Below are 16,265 nucleotides of genomic sequence, written 5' to 3'. Positions count from 1 at the left end.
TTCATCGAACAGTTCGGAGGCTAGGACGGCCCGTCAGGGGGTGTCAACGGGTCCGCGGTGAGTGATCAAAGAATGCGTGCGGTTGCGTGCGGTGCTCAGTCGCCCTGGGGCTCGGAGGCACCCCTCTTCGGGTGCGGGATCCCCAAGTGGGCGTGCTCGTGCGGCCGGTACTGAAGCAGCAGCACCGAGTGCACGTCGCCGTCGAGCGCCGTGTAGGAGTGCGGGAGCGTGGCGTCGAAGCCCACATAGTCGCCGGGGCCGAGCTCCACCTCGTCGCCGTCGACGCGGACCTGGAGCCGGCCGGTCTGCACGATGGTGTGCTCGGTGCCCACGTGGCCGAGCGAGTCCTGCCTGCTGTCGGCCCGTACCACCTGGTCGTACACCTCGAGGACCAGGTCGCCGAAGTCCATCCGGCGCAGCGGCCGCAGGTCGACGCCCTCGCCGCTGAGTACCTCGACCTCCTTGGCGCGCACGACGGTCAGGCCGCCGGGCGCCCGTGTCTCCAGGAGGTCGGAGACGGGTACCTCCAGGGCGCGCGAGAGGCTGAACACCGTCTCGATGGTGGGGTTTCCCGTGCCGGACTCCAGTTGGGAGAGCGTCGCCTTGCCGATCTTGGAGCGTCGCGAGAGCTCCGAGATCGACAGGCCGCGCTGTGTCCTCGCGCGGCGGAGATTGGTCGCCACCATGTCGCGGACCGACTCCTGAGGAACGTCCATAGCCTCTCCCTGACTCCCTTGACAGCGTTCGCTTTGACGAACACTATGCCGCACGATGCGTTTGGTGTTCCGAACAGTTTCTCGTTCGTTGCGCCGACGTCGACGCAACGGCACTACCAAGAAGTGGATCCGGCATGACCGACACGACCCTCGGCAGCTCCGTCCCCCGCCCCAGCACCCCGGACCCCCGGATGCCGCGCCTGGCCGAACTGCCGGACTTCACCGCGTACATGGGGCAGGGCTGGGACGAGGCCGACCGTACGCCGCCGACCGTGCCGGGTGCCGCCGAGGCGGCCGCCGCGCACCGTGCGCGGCTCAGTGCGGAGTTCGCCGGGCGGCCGCTCGTGATCGCCGCCGGACGCGCCCCGGTGCGCAGCAATGACACCGCGTACGACTTCCGGCCCGACAGCGACTTCTACTGGTTGACCGGGTGCGCGGTCGAGGACGCCGTGCTGGTGCTGCGGCCCGTGCCCGGTGGTCACGACGCGGTGCTGTATCTGCCGCCGCCGGCCCGGCCGGGCGAGCCCGGGTTCTTCGCGGACGCGGCGCACGGCGAACTGTGGGTGGGCCCGGCCCCCGGCCTGGACGACTGGCGCGGAGCGCTGGGCTTGGAGACGGCCGCACCGGGCGCCCTGGACGAGGCACTCGCCGCGTGCGCGGCGCAGGGGCCGCTGCTCACCGGCCCGCTGGATCCGGAGACGGCTCGCCGCCATGGCGTCGCGGCCTCCCCCGACCTCGGCCGTACGCTCTCCGAGCTGCGCATGGTCAAGGACGCGTGGGAGGTCGGCCAGCTGCGCGAGGCCGTGGACCGTACGGTCGAGGGGTTCCGGGCCGTGGTCCGCGAGTTCCCGGCGGCCGTGCGCGGCGGTGGCGAGCGCTGGCTCCAGGGCACCTTCGACCGCTACGCCCGCACGTACGGCAACGGCCCCGGCTACGCCACCATCGTGGGGAGCGGCCGCAACGCGGCGACCCTGCACTGGGTGCGCTGCGACGGCCCCGTGGCCGAGGACGCGGCGGTGCTCCTGGACATGGGTGTCGAGACGCGCAGCTACTACACGGCCGACGTCACCCGCACCTTCCCGGCCTCCGGCCGCTTCACCTCCGCCCAGCGTTCCGTGCACGACCTGGTGGAGCGCGCGCACCGGGCCGGGCTCGACGCCGTGGGCCCGGGGCGGGAGTGGACCGACTTCCACACGGCGTCGATGGAGGTCGTGGCGCGCGGCCTGGACGACTGGGGGCTGCTGCCGGTCTCCGTGGACGAGGCCCTCTCCCCCAAGGGCCAGCACCACCGCCGCTATCTGGTGTGCGGCATCGGCCATCACCTCGGCCTCGACGTGCACGACTGCGCCCGCGCCGACTACTCCGCGTACCAGGGCGCCCGTATGACCCCTGGCATGGTGCTCACGGTCGAGCCGGGGCTGTACTTCCACGCCCATGACACGACCGTGCCGCCGGAGCTGCGCGGCATCGGGGCGCGCATCGAGGACGACATCCTGGTGACCGAGGCCGGGTCGGAGGTGCTGTCGGCCGAACTGCCGCTGGATGCCGCCGGGTTGGAGCGGTGGATGGCCGTGTAGGCGGAGCACCCTCCTGCTCCGTGTCTCATATATCGAACACCCATTACCGGTAAGTGAGACACATGGAAGGGTTGTGATCCTCGTACCGTCCGATCGGTACGAGGGTCGCCGGCGTCGAGCGCCGGTGGACGTACACCGCAACGCCCCTGGGATTGACCCGAGATGTCCGCTTCTGCCACCGGCCCGGCACCTGCCAAGTCCGCCGCGCCGTCCCCCACGTCCGGCCCGAACCCGGCCGCGCCGGTCAACCCGCGCTCGCGGGTCCTGATCGCCAGCCTCATCGGGACGACGATCGAGTTCTACGACTTCTACGTCTACGCGACCGCAGCCGTACTCGTCTTCCCCGCGCTGTTCTTCCCGAGCAGCGACCCGACCACCGCGCTTCTGTCGTCGTTCGCCGTGTTCGGCGCGGCGATGGTGGCCCGGCCCATCGGTGCCGCCTTCTTCGGACACCTCGGTGACCGGCTCGGCCGCAAGAAGACGCTGGTCGTCTCGCTGCTCACGATGGGCATCGCCACCTTCCTCATCGGCGTGCTGCCCACGTACGGGTCGATCGGCTGGGTCGCCACCGCGCTCCTCGTGCTGATGCGGCTCGCGCAGGGCTTCGCGCTCGGCGGCGAGTGGAGCGGTGCGGCGCTGGTCGCCACGGAGAACGCGCCGCCGGGCAAGCGGGCACTGTGGGGCACGTTCCCGCAGCTGGGCGCGCCGCTCGGATTCATCATCGGCAACGGCCTGTTCCTGGTCATCGCCGCCCTCCTGCCGTCCGCGGCGGGCGCCGACCCGTCGCAGCCGTCGCAGGCGTTCCTCTCGTGGGGGTGGCGGATCCCGTTCCTGTTCTCGGCCGTGATGGTCGCGATCGGCATGTGGGTGCGGATGCGCCTGGTCGAGGCGGAGGTCTTCACCAAGACGCAGGAGACGAAGCAGGTCCGCAAGCTGCCGCTGGCGACCGTGTTCCAGCACCACTGGAAGCAGCTGATCCTCGGCACCTTCGCGATGCTGGCCACGTACGTGCTCTTCTACCTGATGACGACGTTCTCGCTGAGCTACGGCCGCACCGCGAAGAACGCCGCCGTGCCCGGACTCGGGTACAGCTACACGACGTTCGTGCTGATGCTGATCTTCGGCGTGGTCTTCTTCGCCGCGTTCACGCTCGTCTCCGGTCCGCTGGCGGACAAGTACGGCCGCCGCAGGACGCTGGCCTGGATCACCGCGGGCATCTTCGTGTTCGGCCTGGTGTGGGTGCCGCTGATCGGGCTCGGCACGCTCGGTGTGGTGCTGTGGCTGGTCCTCGGCTTCACGCTGATGGGCCTGACCTTCGGGCCGATGGGTGCGCTGCTCCCGGAGATGTTCCCGACGTCCGTGCGCTACACCGGTTCCGGCATCTCGTACAACGTCAGCTCCGTGCTCGGCGCGGCCGTCGCCCCGTTCATCGCGGTGGCGCTGTGGGAGGCCGGCGACGGCTCTCCGTGGCTGGTCGGTGTCTACCTGTCGGCGATGGCCGTCCTCACGTTCGTGGCGCTGCTGTGCAGCAAGGAGACGAAAAACGTGGACCTGGGGGCCTCGGAGTCGAGCGAGAGCCCGGTGTAACCACCGTCTACGCAAGAGCCCGGACCGCCCGCGTGTGTCGTGGGCGGCCCGGGCTTTTACGTGTCCGTCCCGTCTGCGTCGTGCGTGTTCACCGGCGTCGCGAGCCGCGGCGGCCACACTCCCGCGGCCAGGACGCCCTCCGCGTACGCGCGGGCGACCAGTTCCGTGCGGTTCGACGCGCCCCAGCGGCGCGACAGTTGGCGCAGGTGGTAGGTGACGCCGTCCGTCGTCAGGCCGGTCTCGCGGGCCGCGCGGGCCGTCGTGGCGCCCGCGGCCAGCAGGGCGAGGATCCGCGCCTCCTGCGGGTGCGGCGGCGCGGTGGCGGACGGTGTCCGGGCGGACACCACGGCCGCGTCGAGCACCCGTACCGTCACCAGCAGATCGGGCGCCCTGTTCGCGGTCTCGCCCACCGTGTCGACGATCAACTCGCCTTGGCGCCGCACCCCGTCGCCGCCGTGCCAGGCCACCGCCACCGTGTAGCGCGAGCGGCGGCGCGCCTTCAGCGCCTGCGCGATCCGGTCGACCTGCGCCGCGTCGACCGGCGCGAACAGGTCGAGGATCGCACGCCCCTTGAGCCGTCCCGCGGTGGTTCCCCACTCCAGGGCGAACGCTGCGTTCACCAGCCGTACGTCGCCGTAGGGATCGCACACCGCGACCGGCATCGGGATCCGGTCGAACAGCACCATCGCGCGATTGCGCCACACCACGGCGTTCCCGGTGTCCACCGATGCCTCGCCTCCCACCACCCGTACGTGTCGCCTGTGCCATGGACGGCACCCGGGCACAAGGCCGATACACCGTCAGCTACTACACAATCATGTAGTCAACCGGCGCTGACCAGCAGGGGAAGCGGATCAAGCTGGAGGCCGCAGGCTCCCCTCCGCGAAAGGCACCCCACCATGCCGGTTCCCCCCACGCCCGACGACAGCGCCTACGCCGCCGCCGGTGTCCCCGTCGTCGACGTCACCGCCACCGGCCTCGGCCCCGGACCGCTGCAACAGATCATGGGCCTGATGCGGGAGCACGGTCCGCGGCTGGTGCGGCGGGTGCACGGGCGGGACGCCCTGTTCGTCTCCGACCTCGACCTCGTCACCGAGCTCGCCGACGAGTCCCGCTTCGCGAAGAGCATCGGCCCCGCGCTGCGCAACGTCCGCGAGTTCGCCGCCGACGGCCTGTTCACCGCGTACAACGACGAGCCGAACTGGGCGCGCGCCCACGACATCCTGATGCCGGCCTTCGCGCTCGGCTCCATGCGTACGTACCACCCGGTGATGTACGAGGTCGCGCGCCGCCTCGTCGAGTCCTGGGACGTGGCCGCCGCCGACGGCAGCCCGGTCGACGTGCCCGGTGACATGACACGGATGACGCTCGACACCATCGGACTCGCCGGGTTCGGCTACGACTTCGCGTCCTTCGAGAGCAGTGAGCCGCACCCGTTCGTCGAGGCGATGGTGCGCTGCCTGGAGTGGAGCATGAAGCGCCTGGCGCGGGTGCCCGGCGGTGACTACGAGGCCGCCGACGCGGCGTTCCGCGCCGACGCCGACTATCTCGCCCAGGTCGTCGACGAGGTGATCAGCGCGCGCGTCGAGAGCGGCGAGCGGCACACCGACGACCTGCTCGGCCTGATGCTGACGGCCGAGCACCCGCGGGACAGTTCCACGCTGGACACCGCCAACATCCGCAATCAGGTCATCACGTTCCTGATCGCCGGGCACGAGACGACGTCGGGCGCGATGTCCTTCGCCCTGTACTACCTCGCCAAGAACCCGGCCGTCCTCGATCTCGTACGCCGTGAGGTGGACGCCCTGTGGGGTGACACCACGGACCCGGAGCCGGACTTCGACGAGGTCGGCCGCCTCACGTACACCCGGCAGGTCCTCAACGAGGCGCTGCGCCTGTGGCCCACCGCAGCCGCGTTCAGCCGGGAGGCCCGCGAGGACACCCTGCTCGGCGGCCGCATCCCGCTGCGCGCGGGGCAGGGGGTGACCGTGCTGGCGCCGATGCTGCACCGCGAGCCGGTGTGGGGTGACAACCCGGAGCGCTTCGACCCGAACCGGTTCACGCCGGAGGCGGAGGCAGCGCGTTCGCCGCACGCGTATCTGCCCTTCGGTACGGGTGAACGGGCCTGCATCGGGCGGCAGTTCGCGCTGCACGAGGCGACGATGCTGCTCGCGATGCTCGTGCACCGCTACCGGCTCGTCGACCACGCCGACTACGAGCTGACGGTGAAGGAGACCCTCACCCTGAAGCCGGACGGCTTCACCCTCACGCTCGCCCCGCGCACCCCGGCCGACCGCCGGCACAGTCCCCTGCCCGGCGCCACCGCCAGGCCCGAAACGGACCTGGCGGCCGACACACTGCCGGCCCGGGTACTCCCCGGCACCCGCGCCCTGTTCCTGCACGGCAGCAATTACGGCACCTGCACAGGCCTCGCAGCCCAGCTCGCCGACGAGGCCGCCGCGTTGGGCTGCGAGACGGAGGTCGCCCCGCTGGACGCTTACGCGGAGGGCCTTCCGACCGACCGTCCCGTGGTGATCGTCGCCGCGTCCTACAACGGCCGCCCCACCGACGACGCCGGGCAGTTCGCCGCCCGCCTCGACACCGGGGCGCCTCACGAAGGTGTCTCGTACGCCGTGCTCGGTGTCGGTGACCGCAACTGGGCCGCCACCTACCAGCACTTCCCCACCCGCATCGACGAGCGCCTGGCCGCGCTCGGCGCCGAGCGGCTGTGCGAGCGGGCCGCCGCCGACGCCTCCGGCGACCTGGGCGGCACCGTCCGCACCTTCACCGCCGACCTGCGTACCGCGCTCCTGGAGCGGTACGGGGACCCGGAGGCCACCGCCACCGACACACCCACGGCGCCCTACGAGATCCGCGAGATCACCGGCGGACCGCTGACCGCCGCCGCGACCAGGCACGAGCTCGTTCCGTTCACCGTCACCGAGGCGCGCGACCTGACGGCGCCCGGCCACCCCCGCGTCAAGCGGTTCGTGCGGCTCGCGCTGCCCGATGGTGTGTCGTACCGGACCGGCGACCACCTTGCCGTCCTGCCCGCGCACGAGGACGGCCTCGTCGACCGCGCGCTGAAGGTCCTCGACCTCGACCCGGACGCGCTGCTCGACATCCGTGACGCCCGACCGCGCCGCGACGCCCTTCCGCTGGACCGACCCGTGACGGTGCGTGAACTGCTTACGTTCCACGTCGAGTTGCAGCACCGGCCGGGCCCCGACGAGGTGGCCGCGCTCGCCGCCGCCAACCCCTGCCCGCCGGAGGCCGCCGCGCTGCGGGAGCTGCCCGCCGACGACCCGCGCACTTTCCTGGAGCTGGTCGAGGACCACCCGGCGCTGCGTGACGTCCTCGGCTGGGACCTGCTGCTCGGCCTGCTGCCGCCGCTGCGCCCGCGCCACTACTCCATCTCGTCCACCCCGGCCGACCTCCCCGGCCACGTGGACCTGATGGTGTCCGTGCTCGACGCGCCCGCCGCGTCCGGCACCGGCCGCTACCGGGGCACAGGCTCACACCACCTGGCTGGGGCCCTCCCCGGCGACACCGTCCTGGGCCGTGTCCAGCCGTGCCGCGACGCCTTCCGCATCGGGCCTGACGCCCCCGAGCCGGTCATCATGATCGCCGCGGGTACGGGCCTCGCCCCGTTCCGCGGAGTGATCGCCGAACGAGCGGCCCAGAACACCCAACTTCCGCCCGCCCTCCTCTACTTCGGCTGCGACCACCCCGAGCGTGACTTTATGCACGCCGGCGAACTCCGCGCCGCCGACACCGCGGGCGCGATCTCGCTGCGCCCCGTCTTCAGCGACGCCCCGGTCGACGGCCACGCCTTCGTCCAGCACCGCATCGCCGCCGAGTCCGCCGAGATCGGCCGCCTCCTCGACGCGGGGGCGCGGGTGTACGTGTGCGGGGACGGCGCCCGGATGGCACCCGGCGTCCGCGCCGCGTTCCGCACACTGCACCGCGAACGCACACCGGGCGCCGACGAGTCCGCGGCGGAGCAGTGGCTCACCGAGCTGATGGCGGAGGGGCGGTACGTGGAGGACGTGTACGGGGGCTGACCGCACATGCCCCCACGGGCCGTCCGGCGCTCGTGGCGCTGGCCGTCCTCAGCGTGCCGTCGCTCGTCGCCCGTCACCGGAGGGTTCAGCGCCTGCGGTTGGTCGTCGTGGTCAATGTGATCGGCGCCTTCACCGGATTGTTCTGGTTCGTCGCACTGTTCATGGCGATGGCGATGGCCACCCGTGAGCCCGACGCCACGCCGGTGCCGGGCAGCCGGCCGGGCCGCTGACGACTGGCCGCAACGCGGCGGCGAGTCGTCAGCCGGCGGCCGGGACCAGCGCCCGCGCCGCGGAGCGCGCCGCCGACACCGCCCCGGGCCGGTCCGCGCCCGGCTGACCCAGGACGACCCGGGTGCTCAACCCGTCGAGCAGTGCGAGGAGTTGGGCCGCGCGGCCGGGGACGTCGTCGACGGCGAAGGCGCCCCGGTCCACCCCCTTGGCGAGGATCGCCTCCAGGTCGCGCTGCCAGCCCTGGTCCAACTCCTGCTGCGCAGCGCGCAGTTCGCCGTCGGCGCCGGAGCGCGCCCACAGTTCGATCCAGAGCATCCAACGCGGGTCGCGGGGACCTGCGGGCAGATACAGGTCGAGGTAGAGGTCGAGTCGGCGGGCCGGGGTCACGCGGCGGGCCAGCAGCGCCGCACGTTCCTCGGTGAGCGCGGATTCGCTGTAGCGCAGGGCCTCGACGAGCAGCAGGTTCTTGGAGCGGAAGTAGTAGAGCAGGTGCCCGCCACTGGTGCCGAGCCGCTTGGCGAGCGAGGCCATGGTCAGGGACGCGAGGCCCTGCTCGGCGACGACGGCCGTCGCCTCCTGGAGCGTACGGGTCCGCAGATCGCCGCCCGACCGCCCCGGCCGTGCCGTCGTCGACCCCGCCATTCGCGCCGCCCCTCACCGCTGTTCGTACTGATCGCAGCCTACCTCTTGACGTAGGACACTACCCCGCCGCATCTTGAATGCCATTCAAGTTTCTTGAACGGCATTCAAGCCGTTCCCTTGCGACGAAGAACGAGAGGCGACGGCATGACGGCACACCCGGCCGCGCACAGCGCCCCCGCGCCGGACACACCTCCACAGGCGCCCCGGGACGAGGTGTTCCAGGTCGAGGAGCACGGCATCGACCCGATCCCGGAGTCCGAACGGCACGGCGGCGCCCGGGACCTGTTCTGGCTCTGGTTCGGTTCGAACCTGACGTTCACCTACGTCATCAACGGCGCGCTCGCCGTCTCCTTCGGCCTGTCCTTCTGGGAGGCGGTGCTCGCGGTCGTCCTCGGCGGGCTCACGTTCTTCGCCATCAGCGCGGCGGGCATGAGCGGCGTACGGACCGGCACGGCGACCCTGGTGATCTCCCGTGCCGCGTTCGGCGTGCGCGGCAACTGGCCCGCGGGCCTGCTGAATTGGATCGTCAGCATCGGCTACACGATCGTGAACACGGTCGTCGGCGTCCTCGCCCTCCAGGCCATCTGCGCCGAACTCGGCTGGCACGGAACGGCCGCCCGCGCCGCGAGCCTCGCCGCCACCCTTGCCCTCACCTTCGCCGTCGCGCTGTGGGGCCACGCCACCGTGCAGTGGGCCGAGCGCTGGCTGGCGTACGCGCTGACCATCGGGTTCGCTGCGATGCTGCTGTTCCTGCTGCCGGGCACGGACACCGGCGCCGCGCCCGCGCCGGGCGGTGCGGCCGCCTGGTCCCTCGCGTTCGTCGTGGTCCTCGCCGGGCCGATCAGCTACGTGCCAATGCCCGCCGACTACACCCGCTACCTGCCGACCACGACCACGATGCGCGCGCTCACCTGGAACGGGGCACTCGGCGGGCTCATCTCCTCCGTGGCCCTCGGCGTCGCCGGCGCGGCGGCCGCGACGCAGGCCGACCTCACGGACGCGGTGGCCGGGACGCAGGGGCTGATGCCCGGCTGGTTCCAGCCGCTGTTCCTCGCCCTGGTACTCGGCGGCTCGGTCACCAACTCGATCATCACGCTGTACTCGTCGAGCCTCAACCTCCAGGTTCTGGGCATCCCTTGGAGCCGCGCGAAGGCGATCCTGATCAGCGCGGCGGTGACGGCCGCCGGTTCCCTCGCCGCGCTGTTCCTCGTCGACTTCACGGAGTCGCTGCTGTCGTTCCTGTCGCTGCTCGTCATCGTGTTCGCGCCGTGGGGCGGCGTCTTCCTCACCGACATGGTGCTGCGCCGCTGCCGCTACGACGCCGAGTCCCTGCACACCGGGCGCGCGGGCCGCTACTGGTACCGCGCCGGGTTCAGCCCCGCCGGCCTCACCGCCCTGCTCACCGGCATGGCCTTCGCGGCGCTCACCTGCGACAGCGCCCTGTGGCGCGGTCCACTCGTGGCCCCGCTCGGCGGCATGGACCTCAGCGCCGCCGGCGCCGTCGTCGCGGCCGTCGTGTACGCGGCGCTGGCCCGCACCAGCGCGCGCCCGCACACCGCGTAACCACACACCTCCCCCGAGACACCCTCGTACGAGAAAGAGCCGCATCCCCATGGCACCCGCACAGCACCACGCCCCCGAACCCGCCGACCTCGTCCTGCGCGGCGCCCGCATCCACACCGTCGATCCGGAACTGCCCGCGGCCGAGGCGCTCGCCGTGCGTGACGGGCGGATCGTGTGGCTCGGCGACGACACGGACGCCGGGCGCTGGACGGGCCCGGACACCCGGGTCGTCGACGCGGGCGGGCGGCTCGTGCTGCCCGGGTTCATCGACGCCCACAACCACGTCCGGCTCGGTTCGGACGACGCCTGTGTCCAACTCGCTGGCGCGGCAAGCCTGTCGGAGATCCACGACCGCATCACCGCCTGGCGCCAGCACCACCCGGATGCCACCTGGATCGAGGCCGAGGCGTTCGACTACTCGGCGCTGCCGGACGGCCGGATGCCCACGGCCGCCGACCTGGACCCGGTCACCGGCGACATCCCGGCCATGGTCCTGAGCTACGACGTGCACACGGCCTGGCTCAACACGGCGGCCCTGGACCGGCTCGGCGTGCGCGCCGACCGTACGGAACTGCCCTTCGGGGTCGCGCAGACCGACCCTGCGACGGGTCAACCGACCGGTTTTGTCAGGGACTTCGCCGTGCGCGGCCTGTCCCGCGAAGGACACCGGGCGCTGCGCGAGCTCGGTGTGCCGTGGGCGTCCCCGGAGCGGCAGTACGGGCGGCTCGTGCGGTCGCTCGACGACGCGATCCGGTTCGGCATCACCACGGTGGTCGAGCCGCAGAACTCCCTGGACGACCTGGCGCTGTTCGAGCGGGCGAGGGCCGAGGGGCGGCTGCGCTCACGGCTCGTCGCCGCCCTGTTCCACCCGCGCGGCACCTCGGACGCGGACCTCGACGACTTCGAGGCCGCCACGCACGCGTACTCCGACGAGCACATGCGGCTCGGCCCGCTGAAGCTCTACATCGACGATGTCGTGGAGCCGCGTACGGCCGCGCTCCTCGAACCGTACGCGACCGGCTGCGCGGGCCACCGGGGCGAGACGTTCTACCCGGCCGAGGATTTCGCCGACCTGCTCACGAAGCTGGACGCGCGCGGCTTCCAGTGCTTCGTGCACGCCACCGGCGATCGGGGCATCCGCACCGTCCTGGACGCCGTCGAGCAGGCCCGCGCCGTCAACGGCCCGCGCGACGCCCGCCACCAGGTCGTGCACGTCGAGTGCCTGGACCCGGCGGACGCACCGCGCTTCGCCGAACTCGGCGTCGTCGCATGCATGCAGCCTCGGCACTGCGCACCGGAGATCGCGGGGCCCGGACAGGACTGGGCGGCGAACGTCGGCGCGGGCCGCTGGCACAAGGCGTGGCCGATGCGCACACTCGACGCGGCCGGCGCGACGCTGGCGTTCTCCAGCGACTGGAATGTCGCGGAGATGGACCCGATGATCGGCATCTACACGGCCATCACCCGCAAGCCGCTGGCCGGCGGGCAGGCGTGGATGCCCGAGGAGACGGTCGACGTGGCCACCGCCGTGCACGCGTACACGATGGGTTCGGCGTACGCCAACTTCCTTGAGAACGAGCGCGGTTCACTGTCCGTGGGCAAGGTCGCGGACTTCTCCGTACTCTCCCGCGACATCCTCCGGGCCGCCCCCGAGGACATCCCCGGCACCGTCGCGGAACTCGTCGTGGTGGCGGGGGACGTGGTCCACGAAGCGCGCGACTGACACACCATCAGCCGGTCTCGCGGGACCGCCACCCATGGTCCACAGGACCGATCCCGGCCCCCAGCGCGAACCCCGCCGCGATCGCCCCGGTGACATACTCCTTCGCCCGTCGCACCGCCTCCGGCACGCCGTGCCCCTGTGCGAGGCCGACCGCGACGGCCGAGGCGAGGGTGCAGCCGGTGCCGTGGGTGTGGGCGTTGTTGTGGCGCGGCGAGCGCAGCCAGTGCTCGTCCGCGCCGTCGGTCAGCAGGTCGACCGCCTCGCCCGGGAGGTGGCCGCCCTTGATGAGCGCCCAGCGGGGCCCGTAGGCCAGCAGTCGCTCGGCTGCCCGCCGCATGTCTCGTTCCGCGGTGTCCGACTCGACCGCGACGCCGGTGAGTTCGGCGACCTCGTCGAGGTTCGGGGTGACGACCGTCGCCACCGGCAGCAGCCGGTCCCGTACGGCGTCGATCGCGTTGTCGGCGAGCAGCCGGTCGCCGTGCTTGGAGACGCTGACGGGGTCCACGACGACGGGGGCCTGCGCCTCGGCCAGCAGCTCGGCGACGGTGACGACCATGTCGGGGTCGGCGAGCATGCCGGTCTTGAGCGCCTGGACGCCGATGTCGTCGACGACGCTGCGGTACTGGGCGCGCACGGCGTCCAGCGGGAGGCTCCAAGCGCCTTGCACGCCAAGGGAGTTCTGGGCCGTCACGGCGGTGAGCACGCTCATGCCGTGCGCGCCGAGGGCCAGCATGGTCTTGAGGTCGGCCTGGATCCCGGCGCCTCCGCCGGAGTCGGACCCGGCGATGGTCAGCACGCGGGGCGGCGCGACCGCGGGGGCCTCGGTGACAGGTGTCTCGGTCATGCGGAGGCATCCTTTCGGGCACGGTTACGGGTATGGGTACGCGGGTGCGGGCCGCCGGCCCACGCGTCGGCGTAGGACCGGGCCGCGGCGCGTGGGTCGTCGGCGGCGCAGATGCCGGACACGACGGCGGCTCCAGCCGCGCCCGCGGCCCGCAGGTACGGCAGGTCGTCGGGGGTGACACCACCGATGGCCACGGCGGGCAGCTCGCTGAGCCCGGCCAGTGCGGCGAAGCCGTCGCGGCCGAGTGGTTCAGGGGCGTCGGCCTTGGTGCGGGTGGCGTGCAGGGCGCCGATGCCGACGTGGTCGACGCGCGCCGGGGACGTCGCGGCGGTGTGCAGCTCGTGGGCGGTGGCGGCGCTCAGGCCCAACACGGCTTCGTATCCGATGAGTTGGCGTACGGAGGCCGCGGGCAGGTCCGACTGGCCCACGTGGACGCCGGTGACGCGTGCGCCGTGCGAGCGCGCGGCCAGGAACACGTCGACCCGGTCGTTGACGATCAGCGCGACATGGTCGGGGAGGACCTCGGCGACGTCCAGGACGGTTCGCAGGAACTCCCGTCCGCTCGCGTGCTTCTCGCGGATCTGTACGGCGGTGACACCTCCGGCCACGGCCCGCTCGACGGTCTCGGCCACGGTGCGGCCGCGGGCCGCGCACTGGTCCGGGTCGGTGACCAGATACACCGACAAGTCGGCTCCGGTACCCATCGGTTGAGTACGTGCCGTCATGACACCTCCGCCCGCTTCGCCAGGTCCTCCGGGGTGAGCGCGGCGAGCGCGTCCAGGAATCCGACGGCGAAGCTGCCCGGACCGGCCGCCGTCCGCGCCGCGGACTCGGCGGCGACGGTGTACGCGCTGGTGGCGGCGACGGTCGTCGCGAACCGGTCCTCGTCGACCGCGGCGAACGCGGCCATCACGGCGCCCAGCGCGCAGCCGCCGCCGGTCACGCGGGTCAACAGGGCGTCCCCGTTGGCGATCCGGGCGCTGCGCGTCCCGTCGGTGACGTAGTCCACGGGTCCCGACACGGCGACCACGCTGCCCGCCGTGCGCGCGAGTTGCGCTGCCGCGTCCTCGGCGTCGCCGACACCGTGGGAGGCGTCCACACCCCGGCCGCCACCGCCCGCGCCCGCGAGCGCGATGATCTCGGAGGCGTTCCCCCGGATCACCGTCGGGCGCAGCGCGAGGAGGTCGGCGGCGAGCGCGGTGCGCACGGGCAGCGCGCCGATGGCCACCGGGTCGAGCACCCATGGTGTGCCCGCTTCGGCCGCGGCCCGCGCCGCCTCGGGCATCGCGGCGCGCTGTTCGGCGCGCGGGGTGCCGAGGTTGACCAGCACGCCCGAGGCGACGCGGGCGAAGGGCCCCGCCTCGTCCGGGATGTCGACCATGGCGGGCGCGGCACCCACCGCGAGCACGACATTGGCGGTGAACCCGGTGACCACCGCGTTGGTCAGGCACTGCACCAGCGGTGACTCGTTCTGTACGCGCCCGAGCGCCTGCGCCGCGAACGCGACGAGGTCATCGGGGCGGCCAGGGTGGCTGGGGGACGTGTGAGGCATGGGGTGGCTCCAAGTACAGGAGGTGCGAGGTGCTCGGGCTCGTACAGCGGGTCAGGCGCGTCGCCGCAGCCGCAGCGGCGCGTACACGGCGGCGGCCACGAGGAACGCCACGTAGTACGACACATCCGCGCCGTGCAGCGTTTCGGCCACCGGACCCACGTACAGGCTGGTGTCCATGAACGGGACCGCCGCGGCGAAGGCAGCCGCGAAGGCCAGCAGGGCGGGCCAGGCGGGCTGTCGCCGCTCGCGCTCGGCGGCGAGGTCGATCGGTGCTCCGGCCCGCGCCTTCGCCCGCGCGCGCCAGTCCACGAGGACGATCGCCACGAAGCCGGGGATCCAGTACCCGACGAACAGCAGCACATTCTGGAATCGCGCTGTGGTGTCCGCGGCGTGCATCCACAGCACGAGCGGGAAGCCGAGCGCGGCGGCGAGGGCGGCGGCCGCCGGGCGCGGGATGCGCACCCCGATGGTCTGCAGGGCCAGCGAGCCGCTGTAGTCGTTCATGGCGTTGCTGCACAGCGCGGCCAGCGCCACCGCGAGGAGCCCGAATCCGCCGACCACTCCCCCGCCGAGGATCTTGTCGACCCCGGCCGCCGTCTGGTCGGTGAGCACGGAGGCGCCCCACAGGCCGAGCGCCTGGACGGCCACGAACGACACCAGCAGCCCGAGGAGCGTGTACCAGAACATGCGGGTACGGGAGGTGGTGGCGGGCAGATAGCGGCTGAAGTCGCTGGCGTACGGCGCCCAGGACAGGCTGAGGCTCAGCGCGATGGTGCTGGTCAGGACGAACGCGCCGACGCGGTCGGCCCCGTGCACGGAGCCGTGGGCGGCGGGGTGCACACCGTCGAGCAGCCGCCAGGCGATGAGCGCGAACGCGGCGCCGAGCACGAAGGTCATGACGATCTGCAGCCGGTGGATGGCCTCGTAGCCGAAGACACCGAGCAGTCCCTGGGCGAGCAGCATGACGAGGACGCCGACCCAGAACGGCCAGCCGAACAGCCGGGCCAGCGCGTCACCGCCGAACAGGCCGATCAGCGCGTCCCAGGCGATGGACGACAGCCATTGCAGCACTCCGGGCAGTACGACTCCGCGCCCGAACGCGAGCCCGGCCAGCGGCAGTTGCCCCGCGCCGGTCCTGCTTCCCCACGTCCCCAGGTAGGCGGTCGGCACGGCGCCGACGAGGGTTCCGAGGACGACGGCAGCGAGCGCCGTGGTGAAGTCGAGTCCGAGCGCGATGCCGACGGTGCCGGTGAAGACTCCGGTCATCGTGAGGTTCGGGGCGAACCAGACGGTGAACAGGCGCCCGGCTCCGCCGTAGCGGTTGCCCTCGGGGACCGGTTCGATGCCGTGCCCCTCGATGCCGAGGTCGCCGGGTGCCGCGGGCATCCGCCCGTCGAAGGCGCCGCTCTCGCGGTCGGCAGGCAGGCCATTGGAAACATGCGCCACAGGCATGAGACATCCCTCCGCCAGTACGAACTGGTTCAGGTTCGACGGGTGTGTTCTCAGCCCTTGGGTGGGGCACCCCGTGTCCGGTTACGGCGGCCAGGGTAACGCGGTGGCTCGTGGCGTCGCACGGGTGGGTTCCGGGGTTCCGCGGTGCCACCCCTCTACCTCGCCCGGCTCGGGGTCGGCAAGGAGGTCCGCGCAGCCGTTGGCCGAGTTCCGTCGGGTTTGCGACGCCGCGGTCCTCTCCCGCCGCGCGGGCGGGGGCCTGCGTCCGCACGGGCTCGCCGGGAAAACCGGCCGAGTTCCGTCGGTCCCCAGGC

The 16,265-nt window shown here is 72.4% G+C and carries 13 protein-coding genes and 1 riboswitch; of the genes, 6 read left to right on the top strand and 7 right to left on the bottom strand.

The features are described 5' to 3' along the window. Positions 1 to 95: 95 nt before the first annotated feature. Positions 96 to 716, bottom strand: coding sequence for a helix-turn-helix domain-containing protein (locus ACFYWS_RS12610; RefSeq protein ID WP_389273683.1), 621 nt, complete (start codon positions 714 to 716; stop codon positions 96 to 98). A 134-nt stretch (positions 717 to 850) separates the two neighbouring features. Here ACFYWS_RS12610 and ACFYWS_RS12605 point away from each other — a divergent pair, with 134 nt between their 5' ends. Next, positions 851 to 2,293 (top strand): aminopeptidase P family protein, encoded by a 1,443-nt coding sequence (locus ACFYWS_RS12605; protein ID WP_389273680.1) that lies wholly within the window; start codon positions 851 to 853, stop codon positions 2,291 to 2,293. A 162-nt stretch (positions 2,294 to 2,455) separates the two neighbouring features. Continuing rightward, a complete protein-coding gene (locus ACFYWS_RS12600; RefSeq protein WP_389273677.1) occupies positions 2,456 to 3,880 on the top strand; it encodes an MFS transporter in 1,425 nt (474 codons plus the stop codon). Between the two features lie 56 nt (positions 3,881 to 3,936). Here ACFYWS_RS12600 and ACFYWS_RS12595 read toward each other — a convergent pair whose 3' ends face one another. Beyond that, positions 3,937 to 4,566, bottom strand: a complete 630-nt coding sequence (locus tag ACFYWS_RS12595) for a PAS domain-containing protein (RefSeq protein ID WP_389274117.1) — start codon at positions 4,564 to 4,566, stop codon at positions 3,937 to 3,939. Between the two features lie 213 nt (positions 4,567 to 4,779). Between ACFYWS_RS12595 and ACFYWS_RS12590 the strand changes: the two genes are divergently transcribed. Together ACFYWS_RS12590 and ACFYWS_RS12585 are read left to right on the top strand one after the other, a co-directional pair. Further along, a complete protein-coding gene (locus ACFYWS_RS12590) occupies positions 4,780 to 7,944 on the top strand; it encodes a cytochrome P450 (RefSeq protein ID WP_389273674.1) in 3,165 nt (1,054 codons plus the stop codon). 32 nt (positions 7,945 to 7,976) lie between these two features. Beyond that, the gene (locus ACFYWS_RS12585) at positions 7,977 to 8,174 is read left to right on the top strand and encodes a superinfection immunity protein (RefSeq protein WP_389273671.1); all 198 of its coding nucleotides are present in this window, start codon (positions 7,977 to 7,979) and stop codon (positions 8,172 to 8,174) included. 28 nt (positions 8,175 to 8,202) lie between these two features. On the opposite strand, the gene ACFYWS_RS12580 is transcribed toward ACFYWS_RS12585, so the two are convergent. After that, the gene (locus ACFYWS_RS12580; protein WP_389273668.1) at positions 8,203 to 8,817 is read right to left on the bottom strand and encodes a TetR family transcriptional regulator C-terminal domain-containing protein; all 615 of its coding nucleotides are present in this window, start codon (positions 8,815 to 8,817) and stop codon (positions 8,203 to 8,205) included. Between the two features lie 144 nt (positions 8,818 to 8,961). On the opposite strand from ACFYWS_RS12580, the gene ACFYWS_RS12575 reads away from it, so the two are divergent. Continuing rightward, positions 8,962 to 10,380 (top strand): purine-cytosine permease family protein, encoded by a 1,419-nt coding sequence (locus ACFYWS_RS12575; RefSeq protein ID WP_389273665.1) that lies wholly within the window; start codon positions 8,962 to 8,964, stop codon positions 10,378 to 10,380. 49 nt (positions 10,381 to 10,429) lie between these two features. After that, positions 10,430 to 12,103, top strand: coding sequence for an amidohydrolase (locus ACFYWS_RS12570; protein WP_389273662.1), 1,674 nt, complete (start codon positions 10,430 to 10,432; stop codon positions 12,101 to 12,103). Between the two features lie 7 nt (positions 12,104 to 12,110). Here ACFYWS_RS12570 and thiD read toward each other — a convergent pair whose 3' ends face one another. The 4 genes from thiD to ACFYWS_RS12550 all read right to left on the bottom strand — a co-directional run bounded on the left by thiD (position 12,111) and on the right by ACFYWS_RS12550 (position 15,951). Further along, positions 12,111 to 12,947, bottom strand: coding sequence for a bifunctional hydroxymethylpyrimidine kinase/phosphomethylpyrimidine kinase (thiD, locus tag ACFYWS_RS12565; protein ID WP_389273659.1), 837 nt, complete (start codon positions 12,945 to 12,947; stop codon positions 12,111 to 12,113). Further along, the gene (thiE, locus tag ACFYWS_RS12560) at positions 12,944 to 13,672 is read right to left on the bottom strand and encodes a thiamine phosphate synthase (RefSeq protein WP_389273656.1); all 729 of its coding nucleotides are present in this window, start codon (positions 13,670 to 13,672) and stop codon (positions 12,944 to 12,946) included. The genes thiD and thiE overlap by 4 nt, the downstream gene beginning before the upstream one ends. Next, the gene (gene thiM, locus ACFYWS_RS12555) at positions 13,669 to 14,499 is read right to left on the bottom strand and encodes a hydroxyethylthiazole kinase (RefSeq protein ID WP_389273653.1); all 831 of its coding nucleotides are present in this window, start codon (positions 14,497 to 14,499) and stop codon (positions 13,669 to 13,671) included. Before thiM ends, thiE begins: the two co-directional genes overlap by 4 nt. A 51-nt stretch (positions 14,500 to 14,550) precedes the next feature. Then, on the bottom strand, positions 14,551 to 15,951 hold the full coding sequence (locus ACFYWS_RS12550; protein WP_389273650.1) for a purine-cytosine permease family protein: 1,401 nt from the start codon (positions 15,949 to 15,951) through the stop codon (positions 14,551 to 14,553). Then, positions 15,941 to 16,035, bottom strand: a riboswitch (TPP riboswitch). It overlaps the preceding gene by 11 nt. Positions 16,036 to 16,265 lie beyond the last annotated feature (230 nt).

The sequence above is a fragment of the Streptomyces sp. NPDC002795 genome, assembly GCF_042888725.1.
In the GTDB taxonomy this organism is placed as follows: Bacteria; Actinomycetota; Actinomycetes; order Streptomycetales; family Streptomycetaceae; genus Streptomyces.
The sequence above is the reverse complement of the archived record's forward strand: the minus strand, read 5'-3'. Positions and strand labels throughout refer to the sequence as shown.

Coding starts and splice junctions, on each gene's coding strand:
- ACFYWS_RS12610 (WP_389273683.1), bottom strand. CDS start 716: ATGGACGTTCCTCAGGAGTCGGTCCGCGACATGGTGGCGACCAATCTC.
- ACFYWS_RS12605 (WP_389273680.1), top strand. CDS start 851: ATGACCGACACGACCCTCGGCAGCTCCGTCCCCCGCCCCAGCACCCCG.
- ACFYWS_RS12600 (WP_389273677.1), top strand. CDS start 2,456: ATGTCCGCTTCTGCCACCGGCCCGGCACCTGCCAAGTCCGCCGCGCCG.
- ACFYWS_RS12595 (WP_389274117.1), bottom strand. CDS start 4,566: ATGGTGCTGTTCGACCGGATCCCGATGCCGGTCGCGGTGTGCGATCCC.
- ACFYWS_RS12590 (WP_389273674.1), top strand. CDS start 4,780: ATGCCGGTTCCCCCCACGCCCGACGACAGCGCCTACGCCGCCGCCGGT.
- ACFYWS_RS12580 (WP_389273668.1), bottom strand. CDS start 8,817: ATGGCGGGGTCGACGACGGCACGGCCGGGGCGGTCGGGCGGCGATCTG.
- ACFYWS_RS12575 (WP_389273665.1), top strand. CDS start 8,962: ATGACGGCACACCCGGCCGCGCACAGCGCCCCCGCGCCGGACACACCT.
- ACFYWS_RS12570 (WP_389273662.1), top strand. CDS start 10,430: ATGGCACCCGCACAGCACCACGCCCCCGAACCCGCCGACCTCGTCCTG.
- thiD (WP_389273659.1), bottom strand. CDS start 12,947: ATGACCGAGACACCTGTCACCGAGGCCCCCGCGGTCGCGCCGCCCCGC.
- thiE (WP_389273656.1), bottom strand. CDS start 13,672: ATGACGGCACGTACTCAACCGATGGGTACCGGAGCCGACTTGTCGGTG.
- thiM (WP_389273653.1), bottom strand. CDS start 14,499: ATGCCTCACACGTCCCCCAGCCACCCTGGCCGCCCCGATGACCTCGTC.
- ACFYWS_RS12550 (WP_389273650.1), bottom strand. CDS start 15,951: ATGCCTGTGGCGCATGTTTCCAATGGCCTGCCTGCCGACCGCGAGAGC.